Source organism: Novosphingobium sp. BL-52-GroH (assembly GCF_044813085.1).
Taxonomy (GTDB): Bacteria; Pseudomonadota; Alphaproteobacteria; order Sphingomonadales; family Sphingomonadaceae; genus Novosphingobium.
In genome coordinates this window covers 306,918-332,860 of the sequence record NZ_CP171149.1, presented here as the reverse complement: position 1 = coordinate 332,860, position 25,943 = coordinate 306,918, and the positions used below count along the sequence as shown (strand labels likewise).

Here is a 25,943-nt window from a genome sequence, read left to right as displayed (position 1 = left end):
GCATGCTGCCCGCATCGATGATCGCGCTGGCGCGCAACCTGCCGCTGGCCGATATCGACGGCTTCGCGCAAGGCCGCCTTCTGGCCACCGGCCATACCCGGCGCGACGGGGACGACGGGGACCTCTCCGGCTTCCGGCACGCGCTGGTGATCGACGATACCTGTCGTACCGGCGCATCGATCCGCGAGGCGCGCGCGAAGCTCGCGCATCTGGACTGCCGGATCACTTATGCCGCCGTCTACGGCGCGCAGGAGCGACCGGCCGACGTCGACCTCGTCTGCGCGACCGTTCCCGAGCCCCGCGTGTTCGAGTGGAACGTGCTGCATCATCCGATCGTCTCCCGGTCCTGCTTCGATATCGACGGGGTGCTATGCGTCGATCCGACCGAACCGCAGAACGACGATGGCGCCGCCTACCTGGACTTCCTCATGACGGCCGTGCCCCTGCACCGTCCCCGCCGCGAGATCGCCATGCTGGTCACCAGCCGGCTAGAGAAGTATCGCCGGCCGACCGAGGAGTGGCTGAGGCGCCACGGGGTGCGCTATCGCGAGTTGCGGATGCTGGACCTGCCCGATGCGGCTACGCGGCGGCGCCTGGGCACGCACGGCAGCTTCAAGGCCGAAGTTTACCGTGAGTCGAGCAACGCTCTGTTCGTCGAGAGCGAATTGCCCCAGGCGCGCGATATCGCCAGGCTTTCCGGCAAACCGGTGCTGAGCCTGCAGGGACCGCAGATGATCGTACCGGGGCTGCTGAACCCGCAGGCCGTCCGCCAGAAAATCACGCCGGCAAAGCTGCGGGCCCGGCTCGGCCGCGTGGCATCGAGGATGCTGCGGGCCAAACGGCTGGCCGATACGTGACCAGCGCCAGGGCCGCCCGCAGGAGCACCGGGATGTGACAGCGCTCGTGCAGCCCCTCGAACCTGCGCAGGCGACGGTGCGCGGGCGTCGGCAGGTCTTCGTGTGCGGGGACCTGCACAATCTCGGCGATCTCAAACTGCTGCTGCAGAACCTCGCCCTCACGCGGGGGCGCGGCGGACTGGTGCGGCGGTGGGCGCCGCTGCCGGAAATGGTGATCCGGCAGGTGCAGGCAGCGGGGGGCGAAGTGCTGTCGGGCAAGGCCATCTTTGCCTTCTCGCGCAGGGCGTTCGGCGCCGAAGTGGTCTTCGGCGGCGGGCAGCTTGTGCGGGACAACGTATCGATCCCCTCGCTGCTCGGTCTCTTGCTCGCATCGCTCAGCGCGCGTTTGGGCGGAGGGCGGCTGGTTACGCGGGGGCTGGGAGTGAGCACGATCCGCTCGCCACTGCGGCGGCTGCTGTGGCGCGCGGTGCTGGCCAACTGCGCGCGCATCAACTTGCGCGATCATGCATCTGCCCGCAACCTCGCGCGTATCCTGCCCGGCAAGGCCCACGCCGTGAACGCCGACATGGTGTTCCTGCCGCCGCCATCGGGCTCAGTAGCGGCCCGCGGCGGCAGGGAGCGCCGGTGGATCGTCGTGGCCCCTTGCGTGGACGGTAGCGAGGGTCGCTCGCTGGAGGGAGACGCGCTCGATGCGGTGATGGCAGCGGCGGTGCGGGCATTGCCTGGTGCCCGCCTCGCCGTGGCCTGCCATGACCCGCGCGAACGGATGGACAAGGCCGTCGCTCAAAGGCTGGTGACCCGCTGGCCGGACCGGCAGGTCGAGGTGTTCGACGACTACGACCTCGATGCCCTGACCGAGCTGTACCGCGATGCGGCGCTGGTGGTCACCAACCGGCTGCACTCGCTGATATTCGCGATACTGGCCGAAGCTCCTGCGCTGGCGATAGAGGACGGGGCGGCGAAGGTCCGCGTCGTGGCCGACAGTTTCGAGATTCCCGTCCTGCCACGCGACGAGACGGCGCTGGCTGTCGGCTGCGTCGACGCCGCCCTTGCGTTCGATCCGGAGTTGCGGGCCCGGGTCAGGCAGGACATGGCCCGCAGGGCCGCGAAGAATCTCGATTGATGCGCGGCCCGCCCGAACAGGCGCCTTGGGCGCGAAGGGAGTACTCCCGCTTTGGCCAGGGGTCGTCCGCCTGGGTCCTTTCCTTGCGACGCGGCGCGCGGCATTCCGTTGGAGTGGAACACGAGGCTGCCTCGATGCCGTCGCCATTCCGCTCCGTGACGCGATCGCGGGCGTCGATGGCGATCTGTGCGATCGCGACGTTGCCGATGGCGATGCTGCTGACGTCCTTCACGCCGCCCATTGCCGCCGTGAAGGCCGGGGCTACGCCGATGCCTGCATCGGCGGCCCTGATCTTCCCCGTCCGGCCATTCCAGGGCGGCGTCGCGGCAGTACACAACGATCCGCTCTCCATCGAAGTCCGCCTCGTCAACGCCGCGCGGCCATTCGACGACCGCCCCGCCGCCAGCGCTCCGTTCCGCTTCGCCGGCGTGGCTGCCGACCGGCAGCGGGCGCTCGATTGCCTCGCGGCGGCCGCGTGGTACGAGGCCGGAGACGATCCGGCGGGCGAGCGGGCGGTGGTCCAGGTCGTGCTCAACCGGGTCCGCCACGGGGCTTATCCGGGCACGGTGTGCGGCGTCGTCTTCCAGGGTTCCGAACTGGCCACCGGGTGCCAGTTCACCTTCACGTGCGACGGCGCGCTGGCGCGCAGGCCGAGCGAGGTCGCCTGGAGAAGGGCGCGCGCGCTTGCCGATGCAGCGCTTGGCGGCGCTGTCGATCCGGCGGTCGGCGAGGCTACGCACTATCACGCGGATTACGTCTATCCGTACTGGGCGCCAAGCCTGGTAAAGCTGGCCAGGGTGGGAGCGCACGTGTTCTATCGCTTTCCGGGACGCGGCAACCGCAAGTCCGCGGACCAACTGGCCCATGCCCCGCCCGAAGCGGCCATCTCATTGCTGGGCGCACTGGCCCAGGGAACCGACGCGGCTTCGGCGGACCTTGCGGCGGTGCCGACGGAGCCCGTCGCGTCCCCGGAACCGCTGTCGCGCGACTACCAGTTCGTGCGCCAGCCCGTGGCCGCCGCGGTTCCGGCGCAGGAGGTGGTGCCCGCAGGCCTGCCCGGCAAGTCGATCCTGTTCGCGGTCGATCCTGCGGCCGCGCCGGGGCGCTGGGCGATCGATGCGATGTCACGCTGTGAAGGCAAGGCCAGTTGCCGGGCCATCGCCTGGAGTTCCGCGGGCCAGTTGGAGGCCAATCGCCTTCGTCCCGCTTCCGACCGCGAGGGCCCCGTCTTCCTGTTCATGCGCCGGGCGGCGTCGCGTACGGAGCTTGCGCTGTGGGACTGTTCGGTCGTTCCGCGGGACAATCCGGCGCAGTGCCTGCCGGCCAATCCCGCCGCCGTTCGACGATTGATGCAGGACGTGCCATAAGCAGGGTAGCGCGCGCCATGGGCTAAGCGTCGCATCTTGGGGTTCGGGCGGGTGACCGCGCCGGAACACGATGTTACGCGAGCCCACCTCAAGCGTTCCGGAGCCCATAGATGACCAGAGTACCGTTCACGTTGTCCCGTAGAGAGATGGTTGGGGCAATGATGGCCGCGCCGCTGGTCCCCACGTTCGCCCATGCCGCCACCTCCGCCGTCGACCGGCTCATGGTGCAGGGACGGCCGCAGGATACCGGCTCGGTGTACCGCCTGAACAATATCCTCCCCGCGCTCGACAAGCTGGGAGGCGTACGCAAGATGCGCTGCCGCGAGCCTTACAACTACACGGCGGGCTGGGCGACATACGTCGGTCTGGCCCGGGCCGGCGTCAAGTTCTGCTTCACCCTGTCGGTCCGCGACATCTCCAAGACCCTGACGGACATGCGGGCCTTCGTGGCGCTCGTGCCGGGATCGATCTGGGCCATCGAATATCCCAACGAGCCCGACCTCAACCCGGTCACGTACAAGGGCGTGAAGGACGTGCGCATGGGCTTCCGCACCGGCAAGGCGCCGGCGCTCATGGCGTTCATCAAGGACTTCCACAAGGCCCTGCGAGCCGATCCGGTGCTGAAGGGAATTCCGCTGATCGCAAGCAACGACTTCATGCAGGCGGAGCAGGCGGCCTATTCGAACTACGGCAATTCGCATATCTACCCGACACCCACGTCCGATATCGCGGGCAGGCTCAACGGTTTCCAGAAGAAGATCGCCGAGGGCAAGCACTCCTACGGCGTCATCACCGAATGGGGCCGCACGACCGGCGGCGGGGCCAGTAATGCCACGTCGCCGCCGGTGTCGCTCGCCCAGCAGGCAACGCTGCTTTCGTCCGACATCAAGGCGGCGCTGGCCCGGCCGCCGATCCTGGCCATCAGCATCTATGAACTGTTCTGCTGGAAGGGCACCACCGAAATCACCAATTTCGGCCTGTTCAACAACGACCTGACCCCGCGGCCGGCAGTGGCGGCGATTCGGTCGGTGCTGGCGGCGGCGAAGTGAAGCCGTCCGGGCGGTCACACCGGACCTCGCTTTTCTGCACTGCGGCAGGAAGAACACGCGGGGTCCCCGCCTTCACGGAGGTGACGGGCTTTTGGTCGGCCGTCGTGAAGGTTCGGCCGGGGCGACCTCACACTTTCGAAAGCACGCCCCGCTTCGAGAGCGCCGCTCGCGCAAGGCCGAGCAATTCGGACTCGGCCCCCGCGCATCGACCGCTTGCCCGCCACAGGACATGAAGCGATCCGAAGAACGACACGGCGCCGAGCGGGGCAAGCAGGCCGATGCGCAGCACCGGCCCGGCGCCGAAGCGCAGCAGTTCGTGATCGGCCAGCGGCACGAGCACGGTCATAACGGCGACCGCGACGACGGTGCGGCGATGGGCCCAGACCTGCTCTGAGATCGGCAGACCGATGATCGTCCGCACGAGGCCCGCAGTGATGAACAGGCCGATCACCGAACTGAGCAGCCGCCCCCAGACCAGCCCCGTGATGCCCCAGCCCATCAGTCCCACGATCACGAAGGGCACGCGCAGCGCAAGCCCGCCGACGTCCCGCAGGAACAGCGCCCGCGTCGCGCCCTGGGCCATCGCCAGCGGGCGCGATCCGGTTACCAGCGTCTGGACCGCGTAGGAGCACGAGATCACCTTGATGAGGGGGACCGCCATCATCCACTTGGCCCCCAGTGTGACCTGTACCAGCGGCTCGGCGAGAAGCATCAGGCCGAAGCCGACGGGCAGGGCGATCAGCCCCACCGTTCCCTCGGCAGTCAGGTACGCCGCGCGCAGCCTCGCCTTGTCCCCTTGCATCCTGGCGAAACTGGGAAACAGTGCCTGGACGAGCGGCGTCGTCGTCTCCCTGCTGGGAATCGCGGAAATGTTGTCCGCCATCGAATAGGCGCCAAGATGCGACGGAGGCAGGAACAGGCCGATGATGAGCTGGTCGAAACGCCAGTTCAGCACGTTGACGACCTGGCCGAGGAACAGCCAGCTCGAAAACCCGAGCAGGTCGCGCGAGCGCGCGAGCGTGAAGTGCGGCAGGTACGGAATGATGATGTAGCTCATCACGGTGGACAGGGCCGTGCCGATCGCCGTGCCGACGATGATCGCCCAGTAGTTCTGGAGCCACAGGGCCAGGGCGATGGAGATGCCCAGGCCTGACAGCTTCTGGACGACCTGCATCGCGATCATCGGGCGGAAGCTCATGGTCCGGGTGCGCATTGCGATGAACGGGCTGCTGAGGCTGCCCAGCGCCCCGGTCGCTCCGGTGACCACGAACAGCGGCGCCAGGCGCGCGTCACCGTAGAGCCAGGACAGCGGCAGGGCGGTCAGCGCGAAGCCGACGGCTATGACCAGCGCGCGCAGGAACGACAGGGTCCAGGCGGTGTCGATATGGTCGCGCGAAACCTCGGCGCGCTGGATCAGGGCCGAGCCGAGCGAGAGTTCGGTGATCGTGGTGAGGATGCCCAGGACCGTGGTGCAGATCGCGACGAGGCCGAAGTCCTGCGGGGTGAGCAATCGCGCAAGCACCACCAGCGCGATCAGGTTTGCAAGGTTGGTTGCGATGCGGGTGATGCCGAGCGCCATGGCGCCCCTGGCTACGCTGGCTTTCGTCATTATCCTCTCGCGACGCCGCGCGTACGGTCGCGCCACGCCCCCCGGCCCATCCGCCAGGCCACCGCCAGGGCGCGCTTGCTGGGCGATTGCACGAAGGATCGGGCGATCAGCAGGAGCGCGGAGCGATAGTCGCCGAAGCGCCGCTTGATGTCCGCCTCGACCAGCTTGTGCTGGGCCCGGATGACGGTGCGTTCGCTGGCGCGGCTGACGTCGGCCAGCAGGTGGGCGAAGATGGCGCGATGTCCGGACAAGACCTTCTGCATGTTGGTGGTGATACGCTCATGTGGCCCGCAGTTGAAGCGGACAAGCGGAAGGCGCACCACTCCCATCGGGCCGGCCCGGCGCAGGCGGAACCACAGGTCCCAGTCCTGGCAGCTCGGCAGTGCCGGATCGAAGCCGCCCACCCTGCGCAGGATGTCGAGGCGGACGACCGCCCCGGAGGTGCTGCCCAGCGCATTGGCGCAGCGCAAGTCTAGCAGCGAGGGGTTGTCGCGTGGGCGGTGGATGAGTTCGGCATTGCCTCCCACCAGCCGGAAACCGCAGAACAGTCCGACAAGATTGGGGCGCTCCTCGAGCAGGGCGAACTGCCGTTCGAGCTTGTCGGGTTCCCATGAATCGTCGGAATCCAGGAACGCAAGCCATTCCGATTGCGCTCGCGCGATGCCGGCGTTGCGGGCCCTGTTGGCGCCGCCGTGCTGCATTTCGAGCAGGACGATGCCGTCATCGCGCTCCGCCATCGCGCGCACCCATTCGATCGTGCCGTCGGTGGAGCCGTCGTCGACCACGAAGATTTGGGCAACGGGCAGGGTCTGGGCCCTGATGCTGGCGATGGCGGCCGGCAACAGGTCGCGGCGGTTGTACGTGGGGATCACCACGTCGATCCGGGGCGGCGGTCCCGGCACCGGACGCAGATGAGGGCGTGGGCGTTCGATGGGGAACTGTCCCGATGCCAGCTCAGTCATTTGGCTTCTCCCGCAACCTGCTGAATGACGTTCATGAGCCGCGCCCCGGCCTCGCTCCAAGTGAAGCGGGCGGCGCGGGCACGGCCCTGGGCGATCTTGCCGGCCCGCAACTGCGGGTCGGTGCGCAGCAGGTTGATGGCCTCGCTCCATTCAGAAGCCCGCTCCGTGCCGGCATAGAGGACGGCGTCTCCGCAGGCCTCCGGGATGGCGCCGGCAGGGCTGGCGATGACCGGGCAGCCGCACAGCATCGCCTCCAGCGGGGGCAGGCCGAACCCTTCGGTGCGCGACGAGAACAGGATGGCGAGCGCACCGGCGAGCAGGCCTCTCAATTCATCGTCGCTCGGCCGCCCGGCAAAGATCGTCCCCGGCGGCGGTGCGAGGCCCGCGGCGACCAGGTCCTCGCGCCGTGCTCCGACGATGACGAGGCGGGTCGGCCCGGTCGCGCCGGAGGCAAAGGCGCTGAACGGCGTCGCGTTGTTCTTGTAGGCCTTAACGCTGCCGAACATGACCACGTAGCTCAACGGTTCCAGATCGAGCTTCTCGCGCAGTCCATGATCCTCGCGTGCGTCGAGGATGTGGTCCGCACCGTTGGCGATCACGATGGTGCGGCCGGCACTGGCGATCGAGAACTGCTGGAGCATCCGCCGGGAGAACTCCGAGACGGTCAGCGTCGCCTTGCTCGAGCGGCCCAGGAGGGGCGTGAGCCACCGATAGCCAAGGCGCTGGCGTGCCGGATAGCCGCAGTCGGCGAACAGGAACTGCACGTCGTGGATCATCGTGATCTTGTTGCGATGGGCGATCGGCGCCAGGTTCGCCAGGTTCACCAGGGTGCCGTCGCGTGCGGCGAAGGGCAGTACGACCTGTTCCCAGAGCTGGTTGGTGCGGGCGTAGTCGCGTCGCTCGATCGCCTCGAGCTGCGGGGCCCAGGTCGCCTTCTCGGACGTCATCAGATAGGCCTTGGGCCGCCGCTCGGGCGGAATGAGCGCAAGCATGCGATCGCATTCGCGGATCAGGCGGTCGGCGACGCGGTGTACGCCGTTCAATCCCCCGCTGTAGAACTTGCCGTTGAAGTAGATGGGCCGCACCATCGTCACATCGTCTCCACGCGGCGCGGGTCGATCCTGCCGATCAGCAGGTCGCCGATCGCCAGCAGGTTGCCCAGCAGGCGGCCGCGGCGATCGATGTGCGGTTCCGGAAAGAAGCTGCGCGCGGCGTTTGAGGCGATGTTCTGGAGCAGCAGACGCTGGCCCAGGTTCGGCTGCATCGTCCCCTTTCGCCAAAGGTGCACGATGTTCGCCACTTGCGAATAGCCGAGCCGCTTGCCGGGCGACCGCGCGCTTCGGGTGCCCAGGTGGATGCCCGTCAGGCTGTCCCCGGAAACCAGCTTTCCGCAGCGCGCCAGTTGATAGGTGAAGTCGATGTCCTCCTGCCAGCCGTAGAGCGGCAGCGCCTCGTCGAACCACAGGCCCTGCGATGCGGACATGCGTATCGCCATGTTGCAACCGTAGAGCGCCTCGCGCGGACGCAGGGGCGCGGCGCGTGGCAGGACGTGGCTGTCGAGACGGTGCGTCGCCATCTCGAAGGGTATCTCCTCGCCGTGGATGCCGTCGGCCAGGAGATCCCCGGTGGCCCCGACGACATCCGGGTCCCGCTGGAATATCTCCTCGATCATCGCCAGAAAGTCGTTGTGGGGTACGAAGTCGTCGTCGAAGAAAACCACCACGTCGGTCTTCCCGGCGAGATGGCGAAGGGCCCGGTTGCGTTGCCGGCACAGTCCCTTGTCGCCCAGCAGCAGTTCGACCTGCGGACGGGCCGCGTCGAGGCCCGCGACATCGCCGGTGCTGGTAGCGGACACGACGATGCCGTCCGGCGCGCGGCTCTGGTCCGCCATGCGATCGACGGTGCGGGCGAGCAGGGCTGCCCGACCGACCGTGGCGAAGATCACATGCATCCGCATCATTCACACTCCGCCAAGGATTTTGAGGTCGACGCTCGCGGCCGGCCCGGCGACGGGGAGCGGGGCGATCCGGTCCGCATCGGGCCTCGACCGCCAGGTTCGTGCCGCCGCGATCAGCCCGGCCCGGCCCCAGTCGAGATAGCCGGCGTAGGCTTCGAGCAGGGCATCGATCCACTGGTCGGGAAACAGCGCCAGGCCGCCGGTCCGCCGCTTCGCGTTCTCGCTCATGACCCGGGTGCGGCGATCGTCGGCGAAGATGCTCGCCAGCGCGACTGCGAAGGCACCGAGGTTGCGCGGGTCGACGCACAGTCCCGCCTCGGCCGCCTCGATGTCCGGCGCGATCAGAGCGTCGGCCGAGGAAATGACCGGCAGGCCGCTCCACAAGGCTTCCACGGCGGCGAGACCGAATGGCTCGATGTGCCGGCTCGGCATGACCGCCACGCGGGCCTGACGCGCGAACTGTGCGATCTGGTCGTGGCTGCGCCTGCCGACCCACGCCATTTCGGGATAACGCGCCCTGAGGTCTTCGAGCAGGTCGCCCGTGCCTACGGCGACGAGCCGTACGCCAGCGCGCCGGCAAGCCTCGGCGGCGAGGTCGATGCCCTTTGTCGCCTCGATCCGGCCGACGAAGAGCACGTCCCGGTTGCGTTCGGCGAGGATGCGCTCCCCGGTGAACGGCACGACCGGGTTGGGCAAAACGACCATGTCGGCCTGGGTCAGCCCGGACCTCGCGAAGTAGCCGGCCATGCCCCCGTGGATCAGCAGGAGCGGCGGGCGGTAGTCGGCCAGCAGGCGGTCCTGGATGGCCTGGCGGGCCACGCGCCACACCTTAGAGGTCCGCCCTCGCCGATCGCATGCAGTGGTGACGCACTGCAGGCTCATCGGCTTCGCGGGGCAGGGGGCGCTCTTGCCGAAGTCGAACATCGCGCCGTTCGGGCAAGTGAAGAAGAAGTCGTGCGCATGCACGAGCAGGCGCCCACGGACGGGAAGCAAGGCGCCGAACAGCGAAGGCGAGAGGATCTGGGACCACCCGTGGACGTGATAGACCGTGCGCGGCGTATCGTGCTCCGACACCCACCGCGCCACCATCACGGCCGCTTGCCGGTTGTAGAGGCCGCGCAGCAGCGATCGCGCCGGGTTGGTGTCCAGCAGGCGCCCCTGGCCGAGCGCCACGACCTCGATGCCGGTGGCCTCCAGCCCCTCGCTGCCGCCCGATCCGCACAGAAGCGTGACGGCATGACCGCGCCGGGCGAACTCGACGGCCGATTCCAGCGCGAGTTGGGAGGCGCCGCCCTTGGGCTCGGCGAGATCGTTGATGACGACGATCCGGTCGATCATGGCACGCCGGTCGCGGTTCGGGCCGTGAGTTCGCCCGCAAGCGTGCGAATGGCGCTCGTCGCGGCCTCGATCAGTTGGGCGTGCACCTCGGCATCGATACCTTCCGCCATGGCTGCCACGGCGAGGTCGGCGAGGTCCATCGGACTGGTTTCGCGTGGATCGACCACGAAACGGCTGCGGCCGGTCTGCTCGAAGAAGCTCTCCAGCTTGCGGTCCCAGGCGAACCCGACCGTCGGCACGCCGTAGGAGTATGCGACGATGCAGGCATGGAGGCGGTGGGCGAGCACGCATCCGAAGCCCGAAAGGAAGCGGGCGAGGTCGCCGGGCCTGGCGAAGTCGGGGGCGAAGTGGACGCAAGGTTCCTCTCCGAGGCGCGCGCGCAGGCGATCGCGGAACAACCTGTCCTCCGGGCTTCCGTTGGTGAACAGCGTCACGTCGTGGCCGCGCGAAGCCAGTTGCCTCGCCACTGCCCGCATCCACGCCTCAAGATGGCTTTCGACGTGACCCTCTTCATGATGCAGCCGCAATGCGATGGGGGCCGTCACGCACAGGGCCATGTGCGGGTGTCCGGGCGCCGGGGCCGGCCCGGAACCGTACTGCCTGGCGCTCAGCAGTCCGGGATCGGGCGCGAACCGCGCAGGTCCGACGCCGAGGGGCCCCAGCACCGAGCGCCACGCCGACCCGGAGTCGCTGTCGCGGACCGACAGGCTGACGAGGCGGGCTGCGAGAAGGCCCGATGCGAGGCGCTTGCGCCCGGCGGGCGTCCAGTGTCGCGAGACGCCCACGCTGGCGATCGCGACGGGAAGCCGGCGCCGGTTGGCGAGCCTGAGGGCCTGGGCGATCTTGATCGGAAAGTTCTGGTCGACATCCTGGAACAGGGCCCCCCCTCCGACGATCACGCTGTCGCAATCGCGCAGGCAGCGATACCAGCGCGGAGCGAGCCGGAAGCGAACGAGCGGGACCAGGAAAGCCGGGATGGCGCGCGCGCGCAGGGCTGGCGGCAACCATTCGAGCAGCGAAAGCAGGGCCGTGCGATGACGTCCGTGGGCCGGACTGAAGCGCGTGCGCCCGGCAAGATCCAGCGACACCGGATCGAGGCAAGGATCGGCCCTGCGCAATTCACCTTCCAGGCACTCGGCGATTATCCCGTCGCCCAGGTTCGGACTGTACTTGACGTTGAAGATGGCGGTTCGATGGGCGGCCGTTGCCTGTGACGGCGGGGAAGTATTGGCATCGGGGCGCCGGTCGCCTTCGTGGGTACGCCACAGCACTTCACGCGGGTTCCGCAACGCCAACTGATGCGAGGCTTCCAATGGACCATCCTTACAGTTGCCCGAGATCGGCGGCTGTGTTGCGGCAGGACGTTGCTGCACCGCCGCAGACCGAGCGTAGGCAATTACGCATCGGCAGCGAAGACGCTCTAAAGGGGGGCTCCGGAATGGGTAGGCACTCCGGGCGCGGTCGCTCCTGTCATGATACCGGGCGCCTGAATTCCAGCATGTCGGCCATGGCGCGCAGCAGCGTGGGCAGTTCCTGGGTCATTCCGAACAGTTCGTAGAAGTTCAGCGTCGCTCCCAGCATCGCACCCGCCACGGTACTGGCAGGCATGCCGAGTTCGGCCACGCGGGCGTAGCTTGCCAGCAACTGGCGCGAGACGGGCGCGAATTCACGATAGTCTATGTCGTTGTGAAACCTGGAAAGACAGTCCAGCGGATCTGCTTCCTCCTGAGTGCCGGTACGAAGTGCCTTGGGCATGGTGCGACTCGTTTTCTGCTGGCTTTCCGAAGGTTTACGTCGTTTTCCTCCATGTGCTTGTACATGGAGGACGGGCGCCGCATGACGGTAACGGCCGCGATTATCCGGACTTCGGGCCGGACTGGCGAATGCTAAGATGAGCCTACCATTTCGGGTCCGGCAGGCGCGCGCTCTACTCCTTTGGAGATAGCGCCGGTTCACGCCCGCTGCGCGAAGGGGTTGGTGCAGGGATTGTCCCGGAATAGCCCGCCGTATTCCAGATCGCGGGAGCCGGGCGATCCGGCAAGGCCGGTGGCCAGCGCGAATTCCGTCAGCAGTTCACGATCGAACTTTTCCATCCGCGCTGCCAGGCCGGGATGCAGCCGCACCAGCGCCCGGGCCGGGTCGACAACTTCCAGAAGCCGCAGCCCGTCGGCCTCCGCCGATCCGAGTATCCGGCGTCCGCCGGTGAAATCGGCGACGAAGTTGGAAAAGTCGGCGTCCTTCATCGAGAAGGGGCCGACCAGTCGATGCAGGATGCGCCGCAGCGCATCCTCCTGTCCGCCCGAATGCGCCGCCGCGGCAAGGGCGCCGCTGCTCGCGAGGCCCGCGATGCCAAGTCCGGCAAGGACAGTGCGACGATCGACCTTGCTCATGCCATAAGACTCCGTGCGGCCCGCAGCGACATCGCGGCCACCGTCAGGCTGGGATTGGCGGCCGAGCACGTCGGAAACGCGGCCGAGCCGACGATCACCAGATTGCGGTGCTGGTGATGCACCTGCATGGCGTCGATCACCGAGTCACCGGGGGCGGTGCCCATCCGCAAGCTGCCCTGCAGATGGCTTTCGGTGGGCCTGACCAAGCGTTGCTCGATGCCTTCTACGGGAAGGGCCGCAAGGATCTCCGGTAGTTGATCGAAGGCCCGCTCGGCACCGGCGACGGCATAACGGCTTGGTTCGGCGCCCGATACCCGGGCACGGCCGTCCGCATCGAGGACGACCCGGTCGCTGTCGCGCGGAAGGTCTTCGACGACGATGACGATCGGCAGCGTCTGGCGCCATTTTCCCGGTTCGGTGCGGAAGCCGAACTTCCAGCGGTTTTCGAAGTATAGGAGCGCGGCGCCCGAACTGCGCCGGAAATCGCCATCGTAGGCGCCGTAGTCGAGACCGGTTGTGATCGTACTGCCGTCGAAGTTGTCGACACCGCCGAGCAGGGCCTCGACTTCGATCCCGTAGGCTTCGTGCAAGCCGAGGCCGACAGGTCCTTGCGTGATCCCGGAACGCAGGAGAATGGCCGGCGAATGTATCGCGTTCGCCCCCAACACGAAGAGGTCGCCGCTTGCAGTGTATTCGCGCGTGCCGACCTGGAAGTGTACGCTGCGCACGGCCCCCCCTTCCACGTCCAGCCGCGTGACCTGCGCCCCGGCGCAGACGGAGACGGACGCATGCTGGAAAACATCCATCAACCCGTTGTTCGCGGTGAACTTCGCATCGACCGGGCATAGCGAGCAGCGAAAGTTCGCGCAGCATGGGGGGCGGGTCGGCGTGGATACGCGCGCCCTTGCGGTGGGCATGATGAAGTGCAGGTCGGGGCGGGCCCGCTTGAGGCGGGCATCGGGTGTCGAGGGAATGTGCGGCGGTTGCGGAAACGGGCGCGAGCGTGGCAGGATCCGGCCCATCTCGTCTTCGCCCGAGATGGCCATGATGTCTTCGGCCTCGCAGTAGAAAGGCTCGATGTCGGCATATGCGAACGGCCAGTCGCGACCGACGCCATACAAGGACTTGAGGCGGAAATCGGTGGGATGGAAGCGCGGCGTCTGGGCGAACCAGCAATTCGTCCCGCCGCCGAAGCCGATCGTGAAGTTCCAGGGCCGCGGGCTGGCGTTGGTATAAGTCGATCCGGGCGAAATCGCGGACTGGGCGCCCGCCTCGACTTGCTCCGCATGGCTGCGGATCTGACCCCATTCGAGTACGAGGACCTTGCCTGACCGGCGGTGCTTCAAGGCTTCGTGCAGGAAGAAGCCCGAACCGAACCCCGAGCCGATGACGATGGTGTCGAAGTGCTGCTTGTCTGCGCGCTCCGGCGGTATCTGCGTCGAAAGCATTGCCATGCCCTATGGTCGTCCCTTGCCGTTCGCGGGGCTCAACGGAAGGACTTCGAGGAGAGGCGGCTCGCACTTGTTCCAGGCATGACGTAGGCTTTCGAGACGCGGGAACGGGCGCAGCAGAATGCTCACCCTGACGACCATAGTTTCGACTTTCGCCCGATGCCGGCAATCCGCAAATAATGAGTAATTCCAAAGCGTAGGCTTTGCCCGCCATTCCGAAAGGGATGGCCAGGCCAGAGGCCGCCGGCGTCTGGCGGACCGGCACGCAAAAGGAGTAATCCCTTTGGTGCAGTTGGATGCCGCGGCCAGATCGGCGATGGATAACTACACAGCAAAGAAGCAGCAACGATGGCTTACGCGTTGCATGAACAGTCACCGATCCATCCGCCCGCGCCCTTTGGCGCGCGGGCGCTGGCGGCCCTCGCGCCGGGCCGGTCCAAGCTGCTCATCAATGGCCGGTTTCTCGTGCAGCAGGCGACCGGCGTGCAGCGTGTTGCCTGTGAACTCACGTCCGAGATCGACGACATGCTGGAGCGGGGCGAACTGATCGCCGACGTGACGCTGCTAGTCCCGCCCGGCCCCTGGGTCCAGAAGCTTTCGGTCAAGCGCATCAAAATCGAGACGGTCGGCAAGTATCGTGGCGTGCTGTGGGAGCAGTTCGAGCTGCCCCGATACCTCGGTGACAATACTTTGCTTTGTCTCGGTAACAGCGCCCCGGCCCGAACATTGTCAGATCGTGATCGACAGGTCGTAGTCATGATCCATGACGTGTCGTTTCTCGACCATCCGCGCGCCTACACGTTGCGATACCGGATGGCCCACCGCTGGATGCTGCCATTGCTCTTGCGCAAGGCACGGGCGATACTGACCGTATCTGAAACCGAGCGGGACCGTCTCGTTCAGCTTGCTCCCGGTGTCGCCGGCCGCATCACGGTCGCGCCCAACGGGGGCTGGAGCGCGCGGGCCGATCCGACGATCGGCGTGCAGCCCGCACTGTCGCCGGGCTATGCGCTCTATGTGGGGTCGCTTTCGCACCGGAAGAACTTCGAGCGGACGCTGGCGGCGGCGATCCGCCTGGCGCGCGAGGATGACCTGGATTTCGTTTTCGTCGGCTCCACCGGGGGCATCCTGCGAAAACCAGGGTGTTCTGTGCCGCGCGACGTCGCGCACCGCATTCATTTCCTGGGGCAGGTCAACAGCGGCGAACTTCTGGCGCAGATTTATCGCGACGCACGGGTGCTGCTGTTTCCTTCGCTCTACGAAGCGTGTCCCTTGCCGCCGGTCGAGGCCGCATACTTCGGTTGCCCGGTCGTCGTGTCCAACATCCCGTCGATGTGGGAGCGGTGCGGCCAGAGCGTGACCTACTGCAACCCGTGGTCGCTCGATTCGATCGTCGGTGCGGTCCGGCGGGTCCTTTCCGATCCCCGTGCGCGCAGCGATGCGGTCGTTGCCGCGCGCGCGATGGCCGCCAGGCACAGCTGGCATGCGCAAGCCGTGATCGTCTGCAAGGCGATTTTCGGGGAATGCCCTGTCATGCCCGAGCAGGGTGCGTCCGATCCGGTCGACCCGCCCTGCCTTGCGCCCGTGAAGCTGGCCGACGCGCTGGGCTGAACCGGCCTGCCGATCAGGCCTGCGAGTTGCCAGGACGTGCAGTCGGGATCATCGCCCTGTCGCAGGACTGCTTGTCCATGCGATCCCGGTCGAACACCAGTTGCCGAGCCCTGCTCTTGCCGGAGCTGTTGACCATTCGCTGGTAGATGCGCCGCGTCGTGCGCACGGCGCCGCACGGTGCGAAGAGCATCGGCAACGCGAGAGTCCACAGGCGCGGTACGCCGGGATAGCGGCCGATCAGGTACGCCGCGGCGGCTATCTTGTCCCTGCCGCCTTCGCCTTCGGTCTTGGCGTTGAGTATGCGGGCTACGACGTGCGTATTGAAGACACGGGTGGCCATGGCGCGCCGCGCCGAGGGATCGCTGGCGAAGAGCAGGTCGGCAATCTCGTCATAGGCGCGAACGTCGATCTTGAGCCGCTCCAGCCAGCCGACCCTTCTTTTCAGCTGGTCGTTGCCCGACCGGAAGCCGACGCAAGGCTCCTTGACGATTCCCCACGTCCCATCGGTGCCGACGGCGCGCCCGGCGATGTAGACCGGCGAATAGAGGTTCTTCATCGAACGCGCATTGGGCTCGGCGGCGGCCGTTTCCCACTTGCGGCGATTGACGATCGTGGCGGAAATGTAGCCGAGGAGTTCGCCGACGCGGCTGAACACGACGCCGGCGCCGGTAAGGCATTGCGTCTCCGGCATGCCGCGGACCCCGGTGATCTGGCGCATCGTCACGTCGTAGTCGATCACCCCGACCGTGAGCGCCGCGACGCCGGGCCAGCGTTCGAGCGCATCCATCACCCGGCGCACGCCGCCCCGTTCCAGGCGGTCGTCGTCGCCAACCAGCCAGAGATAGTCCCCCGTCGCCGCGGCAGTCACCGCGGCCACATTGCGGTCGACTCCGATGTTGATCGGCTGGCGCAGGTAGGTGAAGTTCGCGATGCGTCGGCCGTAGCCCTGGGCCACCTCTCCGGTATCGTCCGACGAACCGTCATCGCTGACGATCACCTCTATCTCCGGCACGTTCTGCGCGATGATGCTGTCCAGAAGTTCGGCAAGGCAAGACGAGCGATTGTAGGTCGGAATACAGATCGAGAGTATGGGCATGCCGATCCCTGCAATGAATTGTCTTTATAGGAAATCTACTTACACCATAGGTCGTGTAAATCGTCCATAGCGGTATCGGGAGGGTGTTTTTCCGCCAGGTGTATCGACGCCGTTTTGCACCAGAATCGCAGTGGGGATCGGGTAAAAGGGGTATTCCTCAGGGCTGTATATTACGGAGTTGTTTTGAATGACCCGGTCGGGGACACTGATGATTCTGCGCCTCAATGCGTGCAAACTTTCGGGCGGCGGTGATCGACCTGCTTGAAGATGAGGAATTTGCGCTCCCAGAACGGGTGCGCGGCCGGTGCGTCGGCTGCGGTCGCGCGCTCGACGAGGCGGCCCTTGTGCACGTAGCTGACCCATTGATCCGGATGCCGCCGCAGGAATTCCTCGATGGAGAACAGGACGTTCAGGCGCCCCGCCTCGGCGGTCTTCGTGAGCGAGGGGCTCGATGAAGCGACGACCCGCACCACTTCGTCCTGGTAGTCGAACAGATAGGGCGGGCGCTCGAACAGCAGGTGGTTGGTCGTGCCCCCCTCGGTGTGAAGGTTGCTGAACATGTTGATCGAGCTTTCGGTCTTCAGCCCGACGTAGGGAGACAGGCAGGTCAGGAAGAACAGCCCGGGAATGATCCAGGTCCACCTCGCGGACCGCGGCCCCGCCGGGCCCTTGTAGGGTAGGTGCTGCATGGCCGCATAAGTCATCACGGTCATCGCAACGCCGCCGATGACCGCCCAGGTCAGGATGAAGATCGAGTGCAGCAGCATCAGCGCCGGCCGGCCGGGGTAGGCCAGCCCGAGCAGGAGCACGACCAGCGTGGCGAGCAGCAGGAGCAGGGCCATCGGCGCCAGGATGCCGATACGCCCGAACAGCGAGCGCAGGGGCTCCACCCCGTGGCGGTACGTGATCTCGTAGATCCTGGCGCTGACTTCGCGCGGCATGCTCAGCATGTATAACGCGAAGACCAGGCTGGAGAAGTCCATGTACCAGCTATAGGCGGAGATCGGAATGATGTAGTGAAATACCAGCGCGCTCACGAGGCCGACGGCGAACCAGCGCCGCCAGAACAGCGCGACGATGGCGATCGCTTCGACCAAGAACGTCGAATATATCGCCAGGTATCGACCGAAAATATTGTCCTCGAGACCGAACGGGGCGGCGAGAGGCTTGTAGAGCCCCACCGCACAACTCACCGTCGGATCAAGGAAGTCCGTGTTGATCTTGTGGAAGATGCCATAGAAATACATGATCGCGAGAAGAAGCCGGGCGGGCATCCGCAAGGATTCGTACAGGTTCGACCGGCTCAGCGACTTTCGCGCATGGAGCACGCCCGCGCACAGGATCAGGGACAGATCGAAGACGACGGTGATGGTCTTGTTGTTGGAGGCGACCGGCAGGCGGATCGCGTAGAGGAGGACCGTTACCGCCGCCAGGGCGATCAGTGCCCACGTCTTCCTGGGAAACAGAAGGGTGACGGCGCTCGTCGCCACGACCAGCCAGGCGGCCAACAGGTACACGAGCCCCTGGTGCCCCGTCAGCCCCTGCGGATCGCCCGCGATGCTGAACAGGGCGGCCATTCCCCAGAACGGAGCGAAGGCCGTCAGCCCGTCATAGGCCGGGATTTCGGACGTGCGCGTGGTATTGCCCCAAGGCAGCGGCCGGAAAAGGGGAATTGTATTCGTGGCAGGCATGGAAAACCCCCTCATGACTTCGCCGGATCGAACCCCCGGGGCCGTGCCTCCAGGACGCGCGCTCTCGACAATCTCCTCAGCGATGGGGAGGCTTGCCGATAAGGCTCCTGCCACGTAGCCGCAGCGTCAATCGCCGGCCGAGTTTGAGCCAGGGATATACCAGGCGCGCGATCGTCGGCCGCGAGAGAACCAAAGCGTTGGCACGATTGAAGAACGTGGAAGGGGACGTCAGGAGCGCCAGTGCATTGACCGCGTCCGATCCGTGGTAGACCCGGTTCTGGTATGCGAACACCATGCCTTCATCCATGTCGTAGCCCCGGGCGGTGAGTTCCCGGACCCGGGCGTCGTCACTGCGGGCGTCCACCAGTTCGACAGGGCCCACACTTTCCTGCAGGCGCAGCATCTGGACGTAGTTCTGGCAGAATATGCATTCGCCGTCGTAAACGACCAGGGCGCCTTCGCCGTGCTCCGTCTGGAGACCGGCCGTCGTCAAGGGATATCCCGGCCCATCTTGCCCGGTGGCTGCCGGAATTCCTCGTTCCTGCAGTCGGCATAGAAGGCGCAACCGGATACGACCGGAACGTTCGCGAGTGCGTCGAACACACCGACGATCGTCAGGAAGGCGCTGGCGAACACGACCGTTCGCTTTGCCAGCGGCAGCCGGGCTGCCGGCATTTCGTCAGGCATGGACGCAAACCCCTTGTGAACGAGGGCGACTGACAGAAAATCATGGTTTGACGAGGCATTGATATGCATTCCGCGTCGCATCGGCAATCGGACATGAATGGCTAACACGAAGGGATAGGAAGATGGGCAGGCGATACGCCCGAATCGAAAGTCCTCGCTCTAATTGGACGGCGCAGGGGAATTTGATCCCGGCGGTGGGGTAACGGGCGCGAGCGAAACGGCCCCTTTGCTGCGGGGTGTGCGCCCATCCCCAGGCTGCCGGGTGCCAGCCTTTAGAGGTAGGCCTTGAACGCGGACCGGACGTGGCGGACGATGTCGTCCGCTTCCGCCCGGATGCTCTCGGTTGGTCCGGCAACCGACAGCACGAGCGGGCGCACGCTGCTGCCGCCCGGGATTGCCCAGGTTATCGCGCCGACGCTGGGTACGTACGTGTCGTAGCCCAGGCCATATCCTCGTTCCCGGACCGCTGAGACTTCCTTCATCAGTTCGGGGAGCGCGGCCGGCGCCCTTTCGGCCGAACGCGACCGCCGGTTGTAGCGCGCGACGAGCTTGGCGATGTCGGTGTCTGGCCGGACGGAGAGGGCGGTCCAGCCGATCGCCGAATTGAACAGCGGCGCGAAGCTGCCGGGCTGGATGTTGACCATCAGCGGCCGGGTGCCCGCGCGGATCTGCACGAACTGCATCTCCAGGTCGTTCTGGCAGGAGATCGAGACCGTCTCCCCGGTCAGCTCGCTGATCTCGTCGATCAGTGCGGGCAACTGGCCGTTGCCGTACATCGAGGTCTCCAGCCACTCGCCCAGATGTGCGACACGCATGGTGGGAAAGTAGGTCCGCTCGATCCTGTCGAACGAGAAATAGCCAAGCTTCACGAGGCTCTTCATTAGGGCGAGTGTACTGGACTGGGGATAGTTGAGTTGTCGCTCGACATCGGTGGCGCTCAATGGCTCGCGGGCATTGCCAAAAAGTTCGAGTACCTCGAATACACGGCCTACGGACTTTACGACCTCTTCCCCGCTCATCGCTTCGATGCTCCCGCTCTAAATTATATACGTAGGAAAATTAATCGCATATCCGCGTGACGATTGGCAAGTGCGGAATATGGCCGGGCCGCTTCCCACTACCCAAGGGACGGGCCGTGGTCGACAATCTGATCGGCTAAAGACGGATATGTGTTTCCTGCGCATATGAACATGTTTTTCTTTGCCAGTCCTGCCACCTTTTGACAGCCTGCGAGCAAGAAAAGGGAGGTGCAGTCATGCGCAATCGTACGAAAACGTTCCTGCTCTCGGCAGTCGCGGTGCTCTCGCTCGGCGTGGCGGTGTCGTCCCATGCCGCGGATCGCAACTATCGCCAGGAGGTGATCTCGTTGACGGCGCCGGACGGCCGGGTCGTGCCGACGCTCATCACGTTCCCCGTTGGCGGCATGAACCTCAACGCTCCGGCGATCATCCACTGCCAGGGCGGGCCCGGCGCGTCGCCGCTCGAAGGCAGCGGCCCCTGGATCGCGGCAGGGATGGCGGCGAAGGGCTATACCGTCATCGCCCCGATGGTGCGCCATGGCGAGCAGTTGTTCGATAGCGATTTCAGGGACTATGCCAAGGACGTGAAGTCCGCTGTCGACTACCTGGCTAATATGGGTTTCCGGCAGATCATCCTGACCGGCTCCAGCTTCGGCAGCATCACCACCACGCGCTACATGATCGACACCAAGGACCCTCGCATCACCGCGATGATCCACTTCGCGCCGACCGAGGACACCGGGCCGTTCACGCGCCGCGGCATGGGCGAGGAGGAATTCCGCAAGCAGAATGACTCTGCGGCCGAAATGATCGCGCGCAACGCCACCGACGAGATCTTCGGCCCGGCCTTCACCGCGCCTGCGCCGATGGCGCCCGGCACCAAGGTCGCCTTCATGAGCACGCCCGATCGCTGGATCAACATGTGGGGAGCGGGATATGGTGCCGTCAACATCGCCTTGTTTCCGCAGATCAAGGTGCCGATGCTCCTGCTCGCCGGCGAGAAGGACGGCTACAGCACGCATGCGCGGCTGGAACGGCTAAAGGCCGCCGCCACCGGCAGCCCGAAGGTCGACGTGCTCTATTATCCCGGCGAGGTCGACCACTCTTTCAATTCCAATCCTCCGGTCCAGCCCCAGGTCATCGAGGATGTCACCGCGTGGCTGGCGGGCGTCGGCCTGGGTGTGAAGCCACGGGTGCGCACCGAGGTGATCACGATCACCGACGTGGAGCCGGGTACGCGGGCGCTGCGCTACGTTTCGGAAGCGGGTGCGAAGCCGGGCACCGCGTTCCTCACTGTCCATGACTTCACCGGGTCGGCCTTCTCCGGTCCCTGCAACTGGCTGGCCGAGGGTGCGGCGCAGGCCGGCTACTTCTCGATCGGGATGCAGACCAACCGCGGCTCGCGGGGCATGCTGGCGGGCACTTATGCCGGGTCGAGCAAGGACATCGGCGCCTGGATCGATTATCTCGGCAAGCATGGCTACGACAAGGTCGTGCTGGTCGGCCACGGCTATGGCGCCACGCGCATCGCGCAATACCTGACCGCGACCGGGGACAAGCGCGTATCGGGCGTGGTCATGGCCGCGCCTGCTCCGGATTCCGCCAGCTTCCTGCGCAACGCGGTGGGGGCCGCCGCCTACGACGCGGCGCTTGCCAAGGCGCGCGCCGCGAACGGCAGCGACGACTATCGCGATTTCGTCTATCTCAAGCACGTACCGGCATCGGTGCCGACCGACATCGGCGGCGATACGCTGGTCATGACGCCCAAGGCGTTCCTCGACAACTGGGGCCCGGACGCCCCGGTGCTCAGCAAGCTGGTCGGAAAGCTGGGCGTTCCGGTGCTGTTGCTGGGTGCCGGGCAGGACACAGCGCTCGACGGTGCCGGTTTCGCGCGGCTCGACGGCTCGGGCAAGGCGGTGAGCGGCCGTGTCTACGAAGGCGCGGGACATGCGCTGACGGGACAGGAGACGAAAGCCACGGCCGACATGCTGCAATGGGCGATCGACCGCAAGATCGTTTCCGCGGATGGTCATCAGGCCGTGACGCCGCCATCGGACCTGCCCCGGATCGTACCCGTCACGCCTGTCGACAGCCCGCACCGCGCCAGGGAAGCCGGCACTCCGGAGACGGTCGGCTGACATGAAGACATGGCAGATCGGCGCGGGCGCCGGCATCGCCTCGCTCGAATGCGTCGAACGTCCCTTGCCCGAGCCCGGCCGGGGTGAAGTGCTGATCCGGGTGAGGGCGGCGGCGCTCAACCATCGCGATCTGATGATCGTCTCGGGACGCTATCACGGCCCAAAACCAGCGACGCGCGTGCCGCTGGGCGATGGCATGGGCGAAGTGGTGCGATGGGGCGACGACGTCGGCGGCCTGTCCGTTGGCGATCGCGTCAGTTCGGTCCATTTCGTCCGCTGGCTCGCGGGTGGCTTTCGCGGGGACGTCTTCGAGGAGGACCTGGGATCGACGCGCGACGGCTGGCTTTCCGAATATATCGTGCTGCCGGCCGCCGCTCTCGTCCGCGTACCGGATGCGATCGACGACCTGTCCGCTGCCGCCATCCCCGCCGCCGGCGTCACGGCATGGTCGGTGATCCATGCCTTTGGCAAGGTGCGCCCTGGCGAGACGGTGCTGACCATCGGCACCGGCGGGGTCTCGATGATCGCCATCCAGATCGCGAGAATGGCTGGTGCACGCTCGGTGCTGCTGTCGTCGAGCGCCGGCAAGATCGCCGCCGCCGCGCTCGCAGGAGTCGAGGCGGACATCGCCATCGACACCAGCCGCGCCCCGGACTGGAGCGAGGCCGTGCGCGAGGCTACCGGGGGCGGCGCCGACATCGTCGTCGAGACCGTGGGCACGGCAACCTTGCAGCGCTCGATCGCCGCCTGCGCGGTGAACGGTCGTATCGGCCTGATCGGGGCTCTTGGAGGAACGGAGCCGCCGCGGCTCGACGGTCTCATCGCCCGCAACGTCACGATCCGGGGCATCGCCAGCGGCAGCGCCGAGATGCTGCGCATTTTACTGGATGCCTATGTGGCGAGCGGGATGAGGCCCGCGATCGGTGCCAGCTTCGCTTTCGGCGATGCACCGCGGGCCTACGCGACGCTTGCCGAGGCCGGGCACGTCGGGAAAATATGCATCGAAATGCCAGGGCTCGACACGCCGGGCTCGGCGTAAAAACCCCATTCTGATTTACCAGCGCAAGAATGCGTTTCCAATTGCTGGGCACCCTGCTGCCACATAGCTTTCGTCGTGAGGGAGATCGAAAGAATCGATCTATTTAACAGGGGGTTTTCCATGAATACTTCACGGCGAACGAACGCTCATCGTATGTGGCTTCTGGGTGTGACTGCCCTGGCCGGGACGGCGATGGTGCCAACTGCGGCATGGGCGCAGTCCGAGCAGAACACCGGAACCCCCGCCGACGGGGCCGACGCAGCCGCGCTGCCGGGGGAAATCCTCGTCACGGCGCGCAAGACGAACGAACGGCTCCTGGACGTTCCCGTGAACGTCACGGCAGTCACGTCCGAATCCGTCGAGAAGTTCGGCGTGAAGGACCTGTTCGATCTCATGAATACCGTGCCGAGCCTCAGCTACGGCGATACCGGAAACCGCAACGGCAACAAGCTGACGATGCGGGGCCTCGGCGTTTCCACTACCGGCACCAGCAAGGCTTCGGTCTTCCTCGACGGTGTCTACATCGCCGGAAACTTCACGGGACTTTCACTTGCGGGTCTGGAGCGCGTCGAAGTGTTGAAGGGGCCGCAGAGCACCATCTTCGGACGCAGCACGTTCGCCGGCGCGGTCAACTACGTGACGCGCTCGGGATCGAACGAGACCATGGGCAGCATGTCGGCCGAACTGGCCTCCTACGGCGAAAAGCGCATGGACGGCTGGCTTTCCGGGCCGATAGTCGACGACAAGCTCTATGGCTTCCTGTCTGGCTATTTCTACGAATACGATGCGCCCGATGCCTGGAAGAACAGCGACGGCATCCGCATGGGGGCACAGTCCAGCAATGGACTGCTGGGCAAGCTGACCTACACGCCGACCGACAACCTGACCATACGCGGCCTCGTCAGCTATCACAGCATCGACGATTCCGAAGGCTCCGCGCTGTTCATCGATCCGGCCGACCGAAACGGCGCCATCGCCAAGGTCAACCCGATCACCGGCCTCGCCACCGGCACGTATGCCTATTACCCCATGGGCTCGGTCCCGACATTCCGCCCCGGTGCCGGCGACTACGATGTCGCCCACAACTACCTCAACAACGTCGGCACGCGGATCGATGCCTGGCGGACGTACCTGCAGCTGGAATGGCAGTCCGACAGCGGGTACAACGTGACGCTGACCGGCGCCCAGAACGACGAGAAGACCGATAGCCAGGGCAATATCTATCTTCGCAACCGGCAGCCGACGGGCCTTGGCTACGTCTACGTCAGCAAGTCGGCATCGACCGTCAAGGACGAATCCCTCGAACTGCGCGTTGCGACGCCGACCGACAAACCGATCCGGCTCGCCGCGGGTGCGTACTATCTCCATCTCGCGAACCGCACTCTCGCGGGCCCGGATTCGGTCACTTACGTCATCGCTCCGGGTTCCTCCGCGAACGACCGGGTCATTCCGGGCGGCGGGAGCAGGACGACGACCGAAGACTATTCGATCTTCGGCGCGGCCTACGTCGATCCGCTGCCCGATGTGACGATCAGCCTCGAGGGGCGCTACCAGTGGGAGAAGGTACTGCAACGTTCGCGCAGCACTACCCAGCAACTCGATATCGCCGCATACCAGGCGGGTACGGCCTCCGCCACCTTCGTCGAACTGCTGGCGCCCGACGGCAAGCCTTACCACGGCACGTTCAAGAAGTTCCTGCCGCGCGTCAACGTACAATACGATATCGCTCCGAACATGAATGTCTATGCCACGTATTCGATTGGCACAAACCCCGGACGGTTCAATACTTCGGCCTATGCCACCGTCGATCAGCGGCAAGTGCAGGAAGAGGAGCTGGTCAATTACGAGATCGGCTTCAAGGGACGCATCCTGCCGAACCTCACGATCGAGGCGGCCGCCTATCACATGGACTGGAAGAACCAGCAGACGCAGGGCTCCTACTATAGCGGCGTGAACATCTACTCGATCACCACCAACGATGGTAATTCCAAGGTCGACGGAGCCGAGCTGCTGGTCAACTGGTTCCCGGTCAAGGCGCTCGCTCTGCGTGGCTCGGTCAGCTACAACGACGGCAAGTACAAGGACTTCTGCTCCGCCAATGCCGCGGCCCTGTACTATTCCGTCACGACGCCGCCCTATGCCTGCATCTCGGTAAAGGGCAACGCGCTGGAATCGGTTTCGAAGTGGCAGACCTCGCTCAGCTTCGACTACGACACGCCGATCACCGACCACCTCGACGGCTTCGTGCGCGGTGACTGGGCATACATGAGCGGGATGTGGGATTCCGAACTCAATCTCGCGCGGATAGGCGCGGCAAACGTCGTGAACTTGCGGGCCGGCATCCAGGCCGACGCCTGGACGTTCGAACTCTACGCCAAGAACCTGACGAACGAGGATACCCCCACCCGCCTGACCCGCGCGTCCGATCCGGCGGCGGGGCTGACCAACCAGGTCAACCAGAACATCGCGTTCTCGCCGCGTCGTCCGCGCCAGTTCGGCGGCCGCGTCACGTTCAAGTTCTGAAAATCCCGTGAAACCGGCGGCCGGGCACCCTGTCCG

The 25,943-nt window shown here is 66.0% G+C and carries 22 protein-coding genes; 8 read left to right on the top strand and 14 right to left on the bottom strand.

Annotated features, from left to right (window positions below):
- Window positions 1-2: 2 nt before the first annotated feature.
- From ACFFDA_RS01495 to ACFFDA_RS01480, 4 genes are all read left to right on the top strand, one after another.
- Window positions 3-857: a phosphoribosyltransferase gene (locus ACFFDA_RS01495; protein ID WP_404477826.1), complete on the top strand. Its 855-nt coding sequence runs from the start codon at window positions 3-5 to the stop codon at window positions 855-857.
- A gap of 34 nt (window positions 858-891) precedes the next feature.
- On the top strand, window positions 892-1,980 hold the full coding sequence (locus ACFFDA_RS01490) for a polysaccharide pyruvyl transferase family protein (protein ID WP_404477825.1): 1,089 nt from the start codon (window positions 892-894) through the stop codon (window positions 1,978-1,980).
- A gap of 134 nt (window positions 1,981-2,114) precedes the next feature.
- Window positions 2,115-3,347: a cell wall hydrolase gene (locus ACFFDA_RS01485; RefSeq protein ID WP_404477824.1), complete on the top strand. Its 1,233-nt coding sequence runs from the start codon at window positions 2,115-2,117 to the stop codon at window positions 3,345-3,347.
- Between the two features lie 158 nt (window positions 3,348-3,505).
- On the top strand, window positions 3,506-4,396 hold the full coding sequence (locus ACFFDA_RS01480) for a calcium-binding protein (protein ID WP_404477823.1): 891 nt from the start codon (window positions 3,506-3,508) through the stop codon (window positions 4,394-4,396).
- Window positions 4,397-4,523: 127 nt separating this feature from the next.
- On the opposite strand, the gene ACFFDA_RS01475 is transcribed toward ACFFDA_RS01480, so the two are convergent.
- From ACFFDA_RS01475 to ACFFDA_RS01435, 9 genes are all read right to left on the bottom strand, one after another.
- Window positions 4,524-6,005 carry a lipopolysaccharide biosynthesis protein gene (locus ACFFDA_RS01475; RefSeq protein WP_404477822.1) on the bottom strand — a complete coding sequence of 494 codons (1,482 nt, stop codon included), beginning with the start codon at window positions 6,003-6,005 and terminating at the stop codon, window positions 4,524-4,526.
- The gene (locus tag ACFFDA_RS01470) at window positions 6,005-6,967 is read right to left on the bottom strand and encodes a glycosyltransferase family 2 protein (RefSeq protein WP_404477821.1); all 963 of its coding nucleotides are present in this window, start codon (window positions 6,965-6,967) and stop codon (window positions 6,005-6,007) included. Before ACFFDA_RS01470 ends, ACFFDA_RS01475 begins: the two co-directional genes overlap by 1 nt.
- On the bottom strand, window positions 6,964-8,055 hold the full coding sequence (locus ACFFDA_RS01465) for a glycosyltransferase family 4 protein (protein WP_404477820.1): 1,092 nt from the start codon (window positions 8,053-8,055) through the stop codon (window positions 6,964-6,966). Before ACFFDA_RS01465 ends, ACFFDA_RS01470 begins: the two co-directional genes overlap by 4 nt.
- Before the next feature lie 2 nt (window positions 8,056-8,057).
- A complete protein-coding gene (locus ACFFDA_RS01460) occupies window positions 8,058-8,927 on the bottom strand; it encodes a glycosyltransferase family 2 protein (protein WP_404477819.1) in 870 nt (289 codons plus the stop codon).
- Window positions 8,928-10,262, bottom strand: a complete 1,335-nt coding sequence (locus tag ACFFDA_RS01455) for a glycosyltransferase family 4 protein (RefSeq protein ID WP_404477818.1) — start codon at window positions 10,260-10,262, stop codon at window positions 8,928-8,930. It lies immediately after the preceding gene.
- Window positions 10,259-11,575: a polysaccharide pyruvyl transferase family protein gene (locus ACFFDA_RS01450; RefSeq protein WP_404477817.1), complete on the bottom strand. Its 1,317-nt coding sequence runs from the start codon at window positions 11,573-11,575 to the stop codon at window positions 10,259-10,261. Before ACFFDA_RS01450 ends, ACFFDA_RS01455 begins: the two co-directional genes overlap by 4 nt.
- Before the next feature lie 157 nt (window positions 11,576-11,732).
- Window positions 11,733-12,017 (bottom strand): hypothetical protein, encoded by a 285-nt coding sequence (locus ACFFDA_RS01445; RefSeq protein ID WP_404477816.1) that lies wholly within the window; start codon window positions 12,015-12,017, stop codon window positions 11,733-11,735.
- Between the two features lie 197 nt (window positions 12,018-12,214).
- The gene (locus tag ACFFDA_RS01440) at window positions 12,215-12,652 is read right to left on the bottom strand and encodes a hypothetical protein (RefSeq protein WP_404477815.1); all 438 of its coding nucleotides are present in this window, start codon (window positions 12,650-12,652) and stop codon (window positions 12,215-12,217) included.
- On the bottom strand, window positions 12,649-14,106 hold the full coding sequence (locus ACFFDA_RS01435; protein ID WP_404477814.1) for a GMC oxidoreductase: 1,458 nt from the start codon (window positions 14,104-14,106) through the stop codon (window positions 12,649-12,651). Before ACFFDA_RS01435 ends, ACFFDA_RS01440 begins: the two co-directional genes overlap by 4 nt.
- Window positions 14,107-14,451: 345 nt before the next feature.
- Between ACFFDA_RS01435 and ACFFDA_RS01430 the strand changes: the two genes are divergently transcribed.
- On the top strand, window positions 14,452-15,714 hold the full coding sequence (locus ACFFDA_RS01430; protein WP_404477813.1) for a glycosyltransferase family 4 protein: 1,263 nt from the start codon (window positions 14,452-14,454) through the stop codon (window positions 15,712-15,714).
- 13 nt (window positions 15,715-15,727) lie between these two features.
- Here the strand turns inward: ACFFDA_RS01430 and ACFFDA_RS01425 are convergent, their stop codons facing one another.
- The 5 genes from ACFFDA_RS01425 to ACFFDA_RS01405 form a co-directional block, all read right to left on the bottom strand.
- Window positions 15,728-16,810 (bottom strand): glycosyltransferase family 2 protein, encoded by a 1,083-nt coding sequence (locus ACFFDA_RS01425; RefSeq protein WP_404477812.1) that lies wholly within the window; start codon window positions 16,808-16,810, stop codon window positions 15,728-15,730.
- 221 nt (window positions 16,811-17,031) lie between these two features.
- Entirely contained in the window at window positions 17,032-18,501 is a 1,470-nt protein-coding gene (locus ACFFDA_RS01420) for a thiol-disulfide oxidoreductase (RefSeq protein WP_404477811.1), read from the bottom strand.
- Window positions 18,502-18,577: 76 nt separating this feature from the next.
- Window positions 18,578-18,994 carry a thiol-disulfide oxidoreductase DCC family protein gene (locus ACFFDA_RS01415; RefSeq protein WP_404477810.1) on the bottom strand — a complete coding sequence of 139 codons (417 nt, stop codon included), beginning with the start codon at window positions 18,992-18,994 and terminating at the stop codon, window positions 18,578-18,580.
- A complete protein-coding gene (locus tag ACFFDA_RS01410; RefSeq protein ID WP_404477809.1) occupies window positions 18,991-19,257 on the bottom strand; it encodes a hypothetical protein in 267 nt (88 codons plus the stop codon). The genes ACFFDA_RS01415 and ACFFDA_RS01410 overlap by 4 nt, the downstream gene beginning before the upstream one ends.
- A 203-nt stretch (window positions 19,258-19,460) precedes the next feature.
- Window positions 19,461-20,207 carry an IclR family transcriptional regulator gene (locus ACFFDA_RS01405; RefSeq protein WP_404477808.1) on the bottom strand — a complete coding sequence of 249 codons (747 nt, stop codon included), beginning with the start codon at window positions 20,205-20,207 and terminating at the stop codon, window positions 19,461-19,463.
- A 236-nt stretch (window positions 20,208-20,443) separates the two neighbouring features.
- On the opposite strand from ACFFDA_RS01405, the gene ACFFDA_RS01400 reads away from it, so the two are divergent.
- The 3 genes from ACFFDA_RS01400 (at window position 20,444) to ACFFDA_RS01390 (ending at window position 25,907) form a co-directional block, all read left to right on the top strand.
- Window positions 20,444-22,345 (top strand): alpha/beta fold hydrolase, encoded by a 1,902-nt coding sequence (locus tag ACFFDA_RS01400; RefSeq protein WP_404477807.1) that lies wholly within the window; start codon window positions 20,444-20,446, stop codon window positions 22,343-22,345.
- A 1-nt stretch (window position 22,346) separates the two neighbouring features.
- Window positions 22,347-23,384 (top strand): NAD(P)-dependent alcohol dehydrogenase, encoded by a 1,038-nt coding sequence (locus ACFFDA_RS01395; RefSeq protein WP_404477806.1) that lies wholly within the window; start codon window positions 22,347-22,349, stop codon window positions 23,382-23,384.
- A 153-nt stretch (window positions 23,385-23,537) separates the two neighbouring features.
- Window positions 23,538-25,907 (top strand): TonB-dependent receptor, encoded by a 2,370-nt coding sequence (locus tag ACFFDA_RS01390; RefSeq protein ID WP_404477805.1) that lies wholly within the window; start codon window positions 23,538-23,540, stop codon window positions 25,905-25,907.
- Window positions 25,908-25,943: the final 36 nt, after the last annotated feature.

What these genes read in the sequence shown, in the direction of transcription:
- ACFFDA_RS01495 (WP_404477826.1), top strand. Translation starts at nt 3, where the DNA reads ATGCTGCCCGCATCGATGATCGCGCTGGCGCGCAACCTGCCGCTGGCC.
- ACFFDA_RS01485 (WP_404477824.1), top strand. Translation starts at nt 2,115, where the DNA reads ATGCCGTCGCCATTCCGCTCCGTGACGCGATCGCGGGCGTCGATGGCG.
- ACFFDA_RS01480 (WP_404477823.1), top strand. Translation starts at nt 3,506, where the DNA reads ATGATGGCCGCGCCGCTGGTCCCCACGTTCGCCCATGCCGCCACCTCC.
- ACFFDA_RS01475 (WP_404477822.1), bottom strand. Translation starts at nt 6,005, where the DNA reads ATGACGAAAGCCAGCGTAGCCAGGGGCGCCATGGCGCTCGGCATCACC.
- ACFFDA_RS01470 (WP_404477821.1), bottom strand. Translation starts at nt 6,967, where the DNA reads ATGACTGAGCTGGCATCGGGACAGTTCCCCATCGAACGCCCACGCCCT.
- ACFFDA_RS01465 (WP_404477820.1), bottom strand. Translation starts at nt 8,055, where the DNA reads ATGGTGCGGCCCATCTACTTCAACGGCAAGTTCTACAGCGGGGGATTG.
- ACFFDA_RS01460 (WP_404477819.1), bottom strand. Translation starts at nt 8,927, where the DNA reads ATGATGCGGATGCATGTGATCTTCGCCACGGTCGGTCGGGCAGCCCTG.
- ACFFDA_RS01455 (WP_404477818.1), bottom strand. Translation starts at nt 10,262, where the DNA reads ATGATCGACCGGATCGTCGTCATCAACGATCTCGCCGAGCCCAAGGGC.
- ACFFDA_RS01445 (WP_404477816.1), bottom strand. Translation starts at nt 12,017, where the DNA reads ATGCCCAAGGCACTTCGTACCGGCACTCAGGAGGAAGCAGATCCGCTG.
- ACFFDA_RS01440 (WP_404477815.1), bottom strand. Translation starts at nt 12,652, where the DNA reads ATGAGCAAGGTCGATCGTCGCACTGTCCTTGCCGGACTTGGCATCGCG.
- ACFFDA_RS01435 (WP_404477814.1), bottom strand. Translation starts at nt 14,106, where the DNA reads ATGGCAATGCTTTCGACGCAGATACCGCCGGAGCGCGCAGACAAGCAG.
- ACFFDA_RS01430 (WP_404477813.1), top strand. Translation starts at nt 14,452, where the DNA reads ATGGCTTACGCGTTGCATGAACAGTCACCGATCCATCCGCCCGCGCCC.
- ACFFDA_RS01425 (WP_404477812.1), bottom strand. Translation starts at nt 16,810, where the DNA reads ATGCCCATACTCTCGATCTGTATTCCGACCTACAATCGCTCGTCTTGC.
- ACFFDA_RS01420 (WP_404477811.1), bottom strand. Translation starts at nt 18,501, where the DNA reads ATGCCTGCCACGAATACAATTCCCCTTTTCCGGCCGCTGCCTTGGGGC.
- ACFFDA_RS01410 (WP_404477809.1), bottom strand. Translation starts at nt 19,257, where the DNA reads ATGCATATCAATGCCTCGTCAAACCATGATTTTCTGTCAGTCGCCCTC.
- ACFFDA_RS01405 (WP_404477808.1), bottom strand. Translation starts at nt 20,207, where the DNA reads ATGAGCGGGGAAGAGGTCGTAAAGTCCGTAGGCCGTGTATTCGAGGTA.
- ACFFDA_RS01400 (WP_404477807.1), top strand. Translation starts at nt 20,444, where the DNA reads ATGCGCAATCGTACGAAAACGTTCCTGCTCTCGGCAGTCGCGGTGCTC.
- ACFFDA_RS01395 (WP_404477806.1), top strand. Translation starts at nt 22,347, where the DNA reads ATGAAGACATGGCAGATCGGCGCGGGCGCCGGCATCGCCTCGCTCGAA.
- ACFFDA_RS01390 (WP_404477805.1), top strand. Translation starts at nt 23,538, where the DNA reads ATGTGGCTTCTGGGTGTGACTGCCCTGGCCGGGACGGCGATGGTGCCA.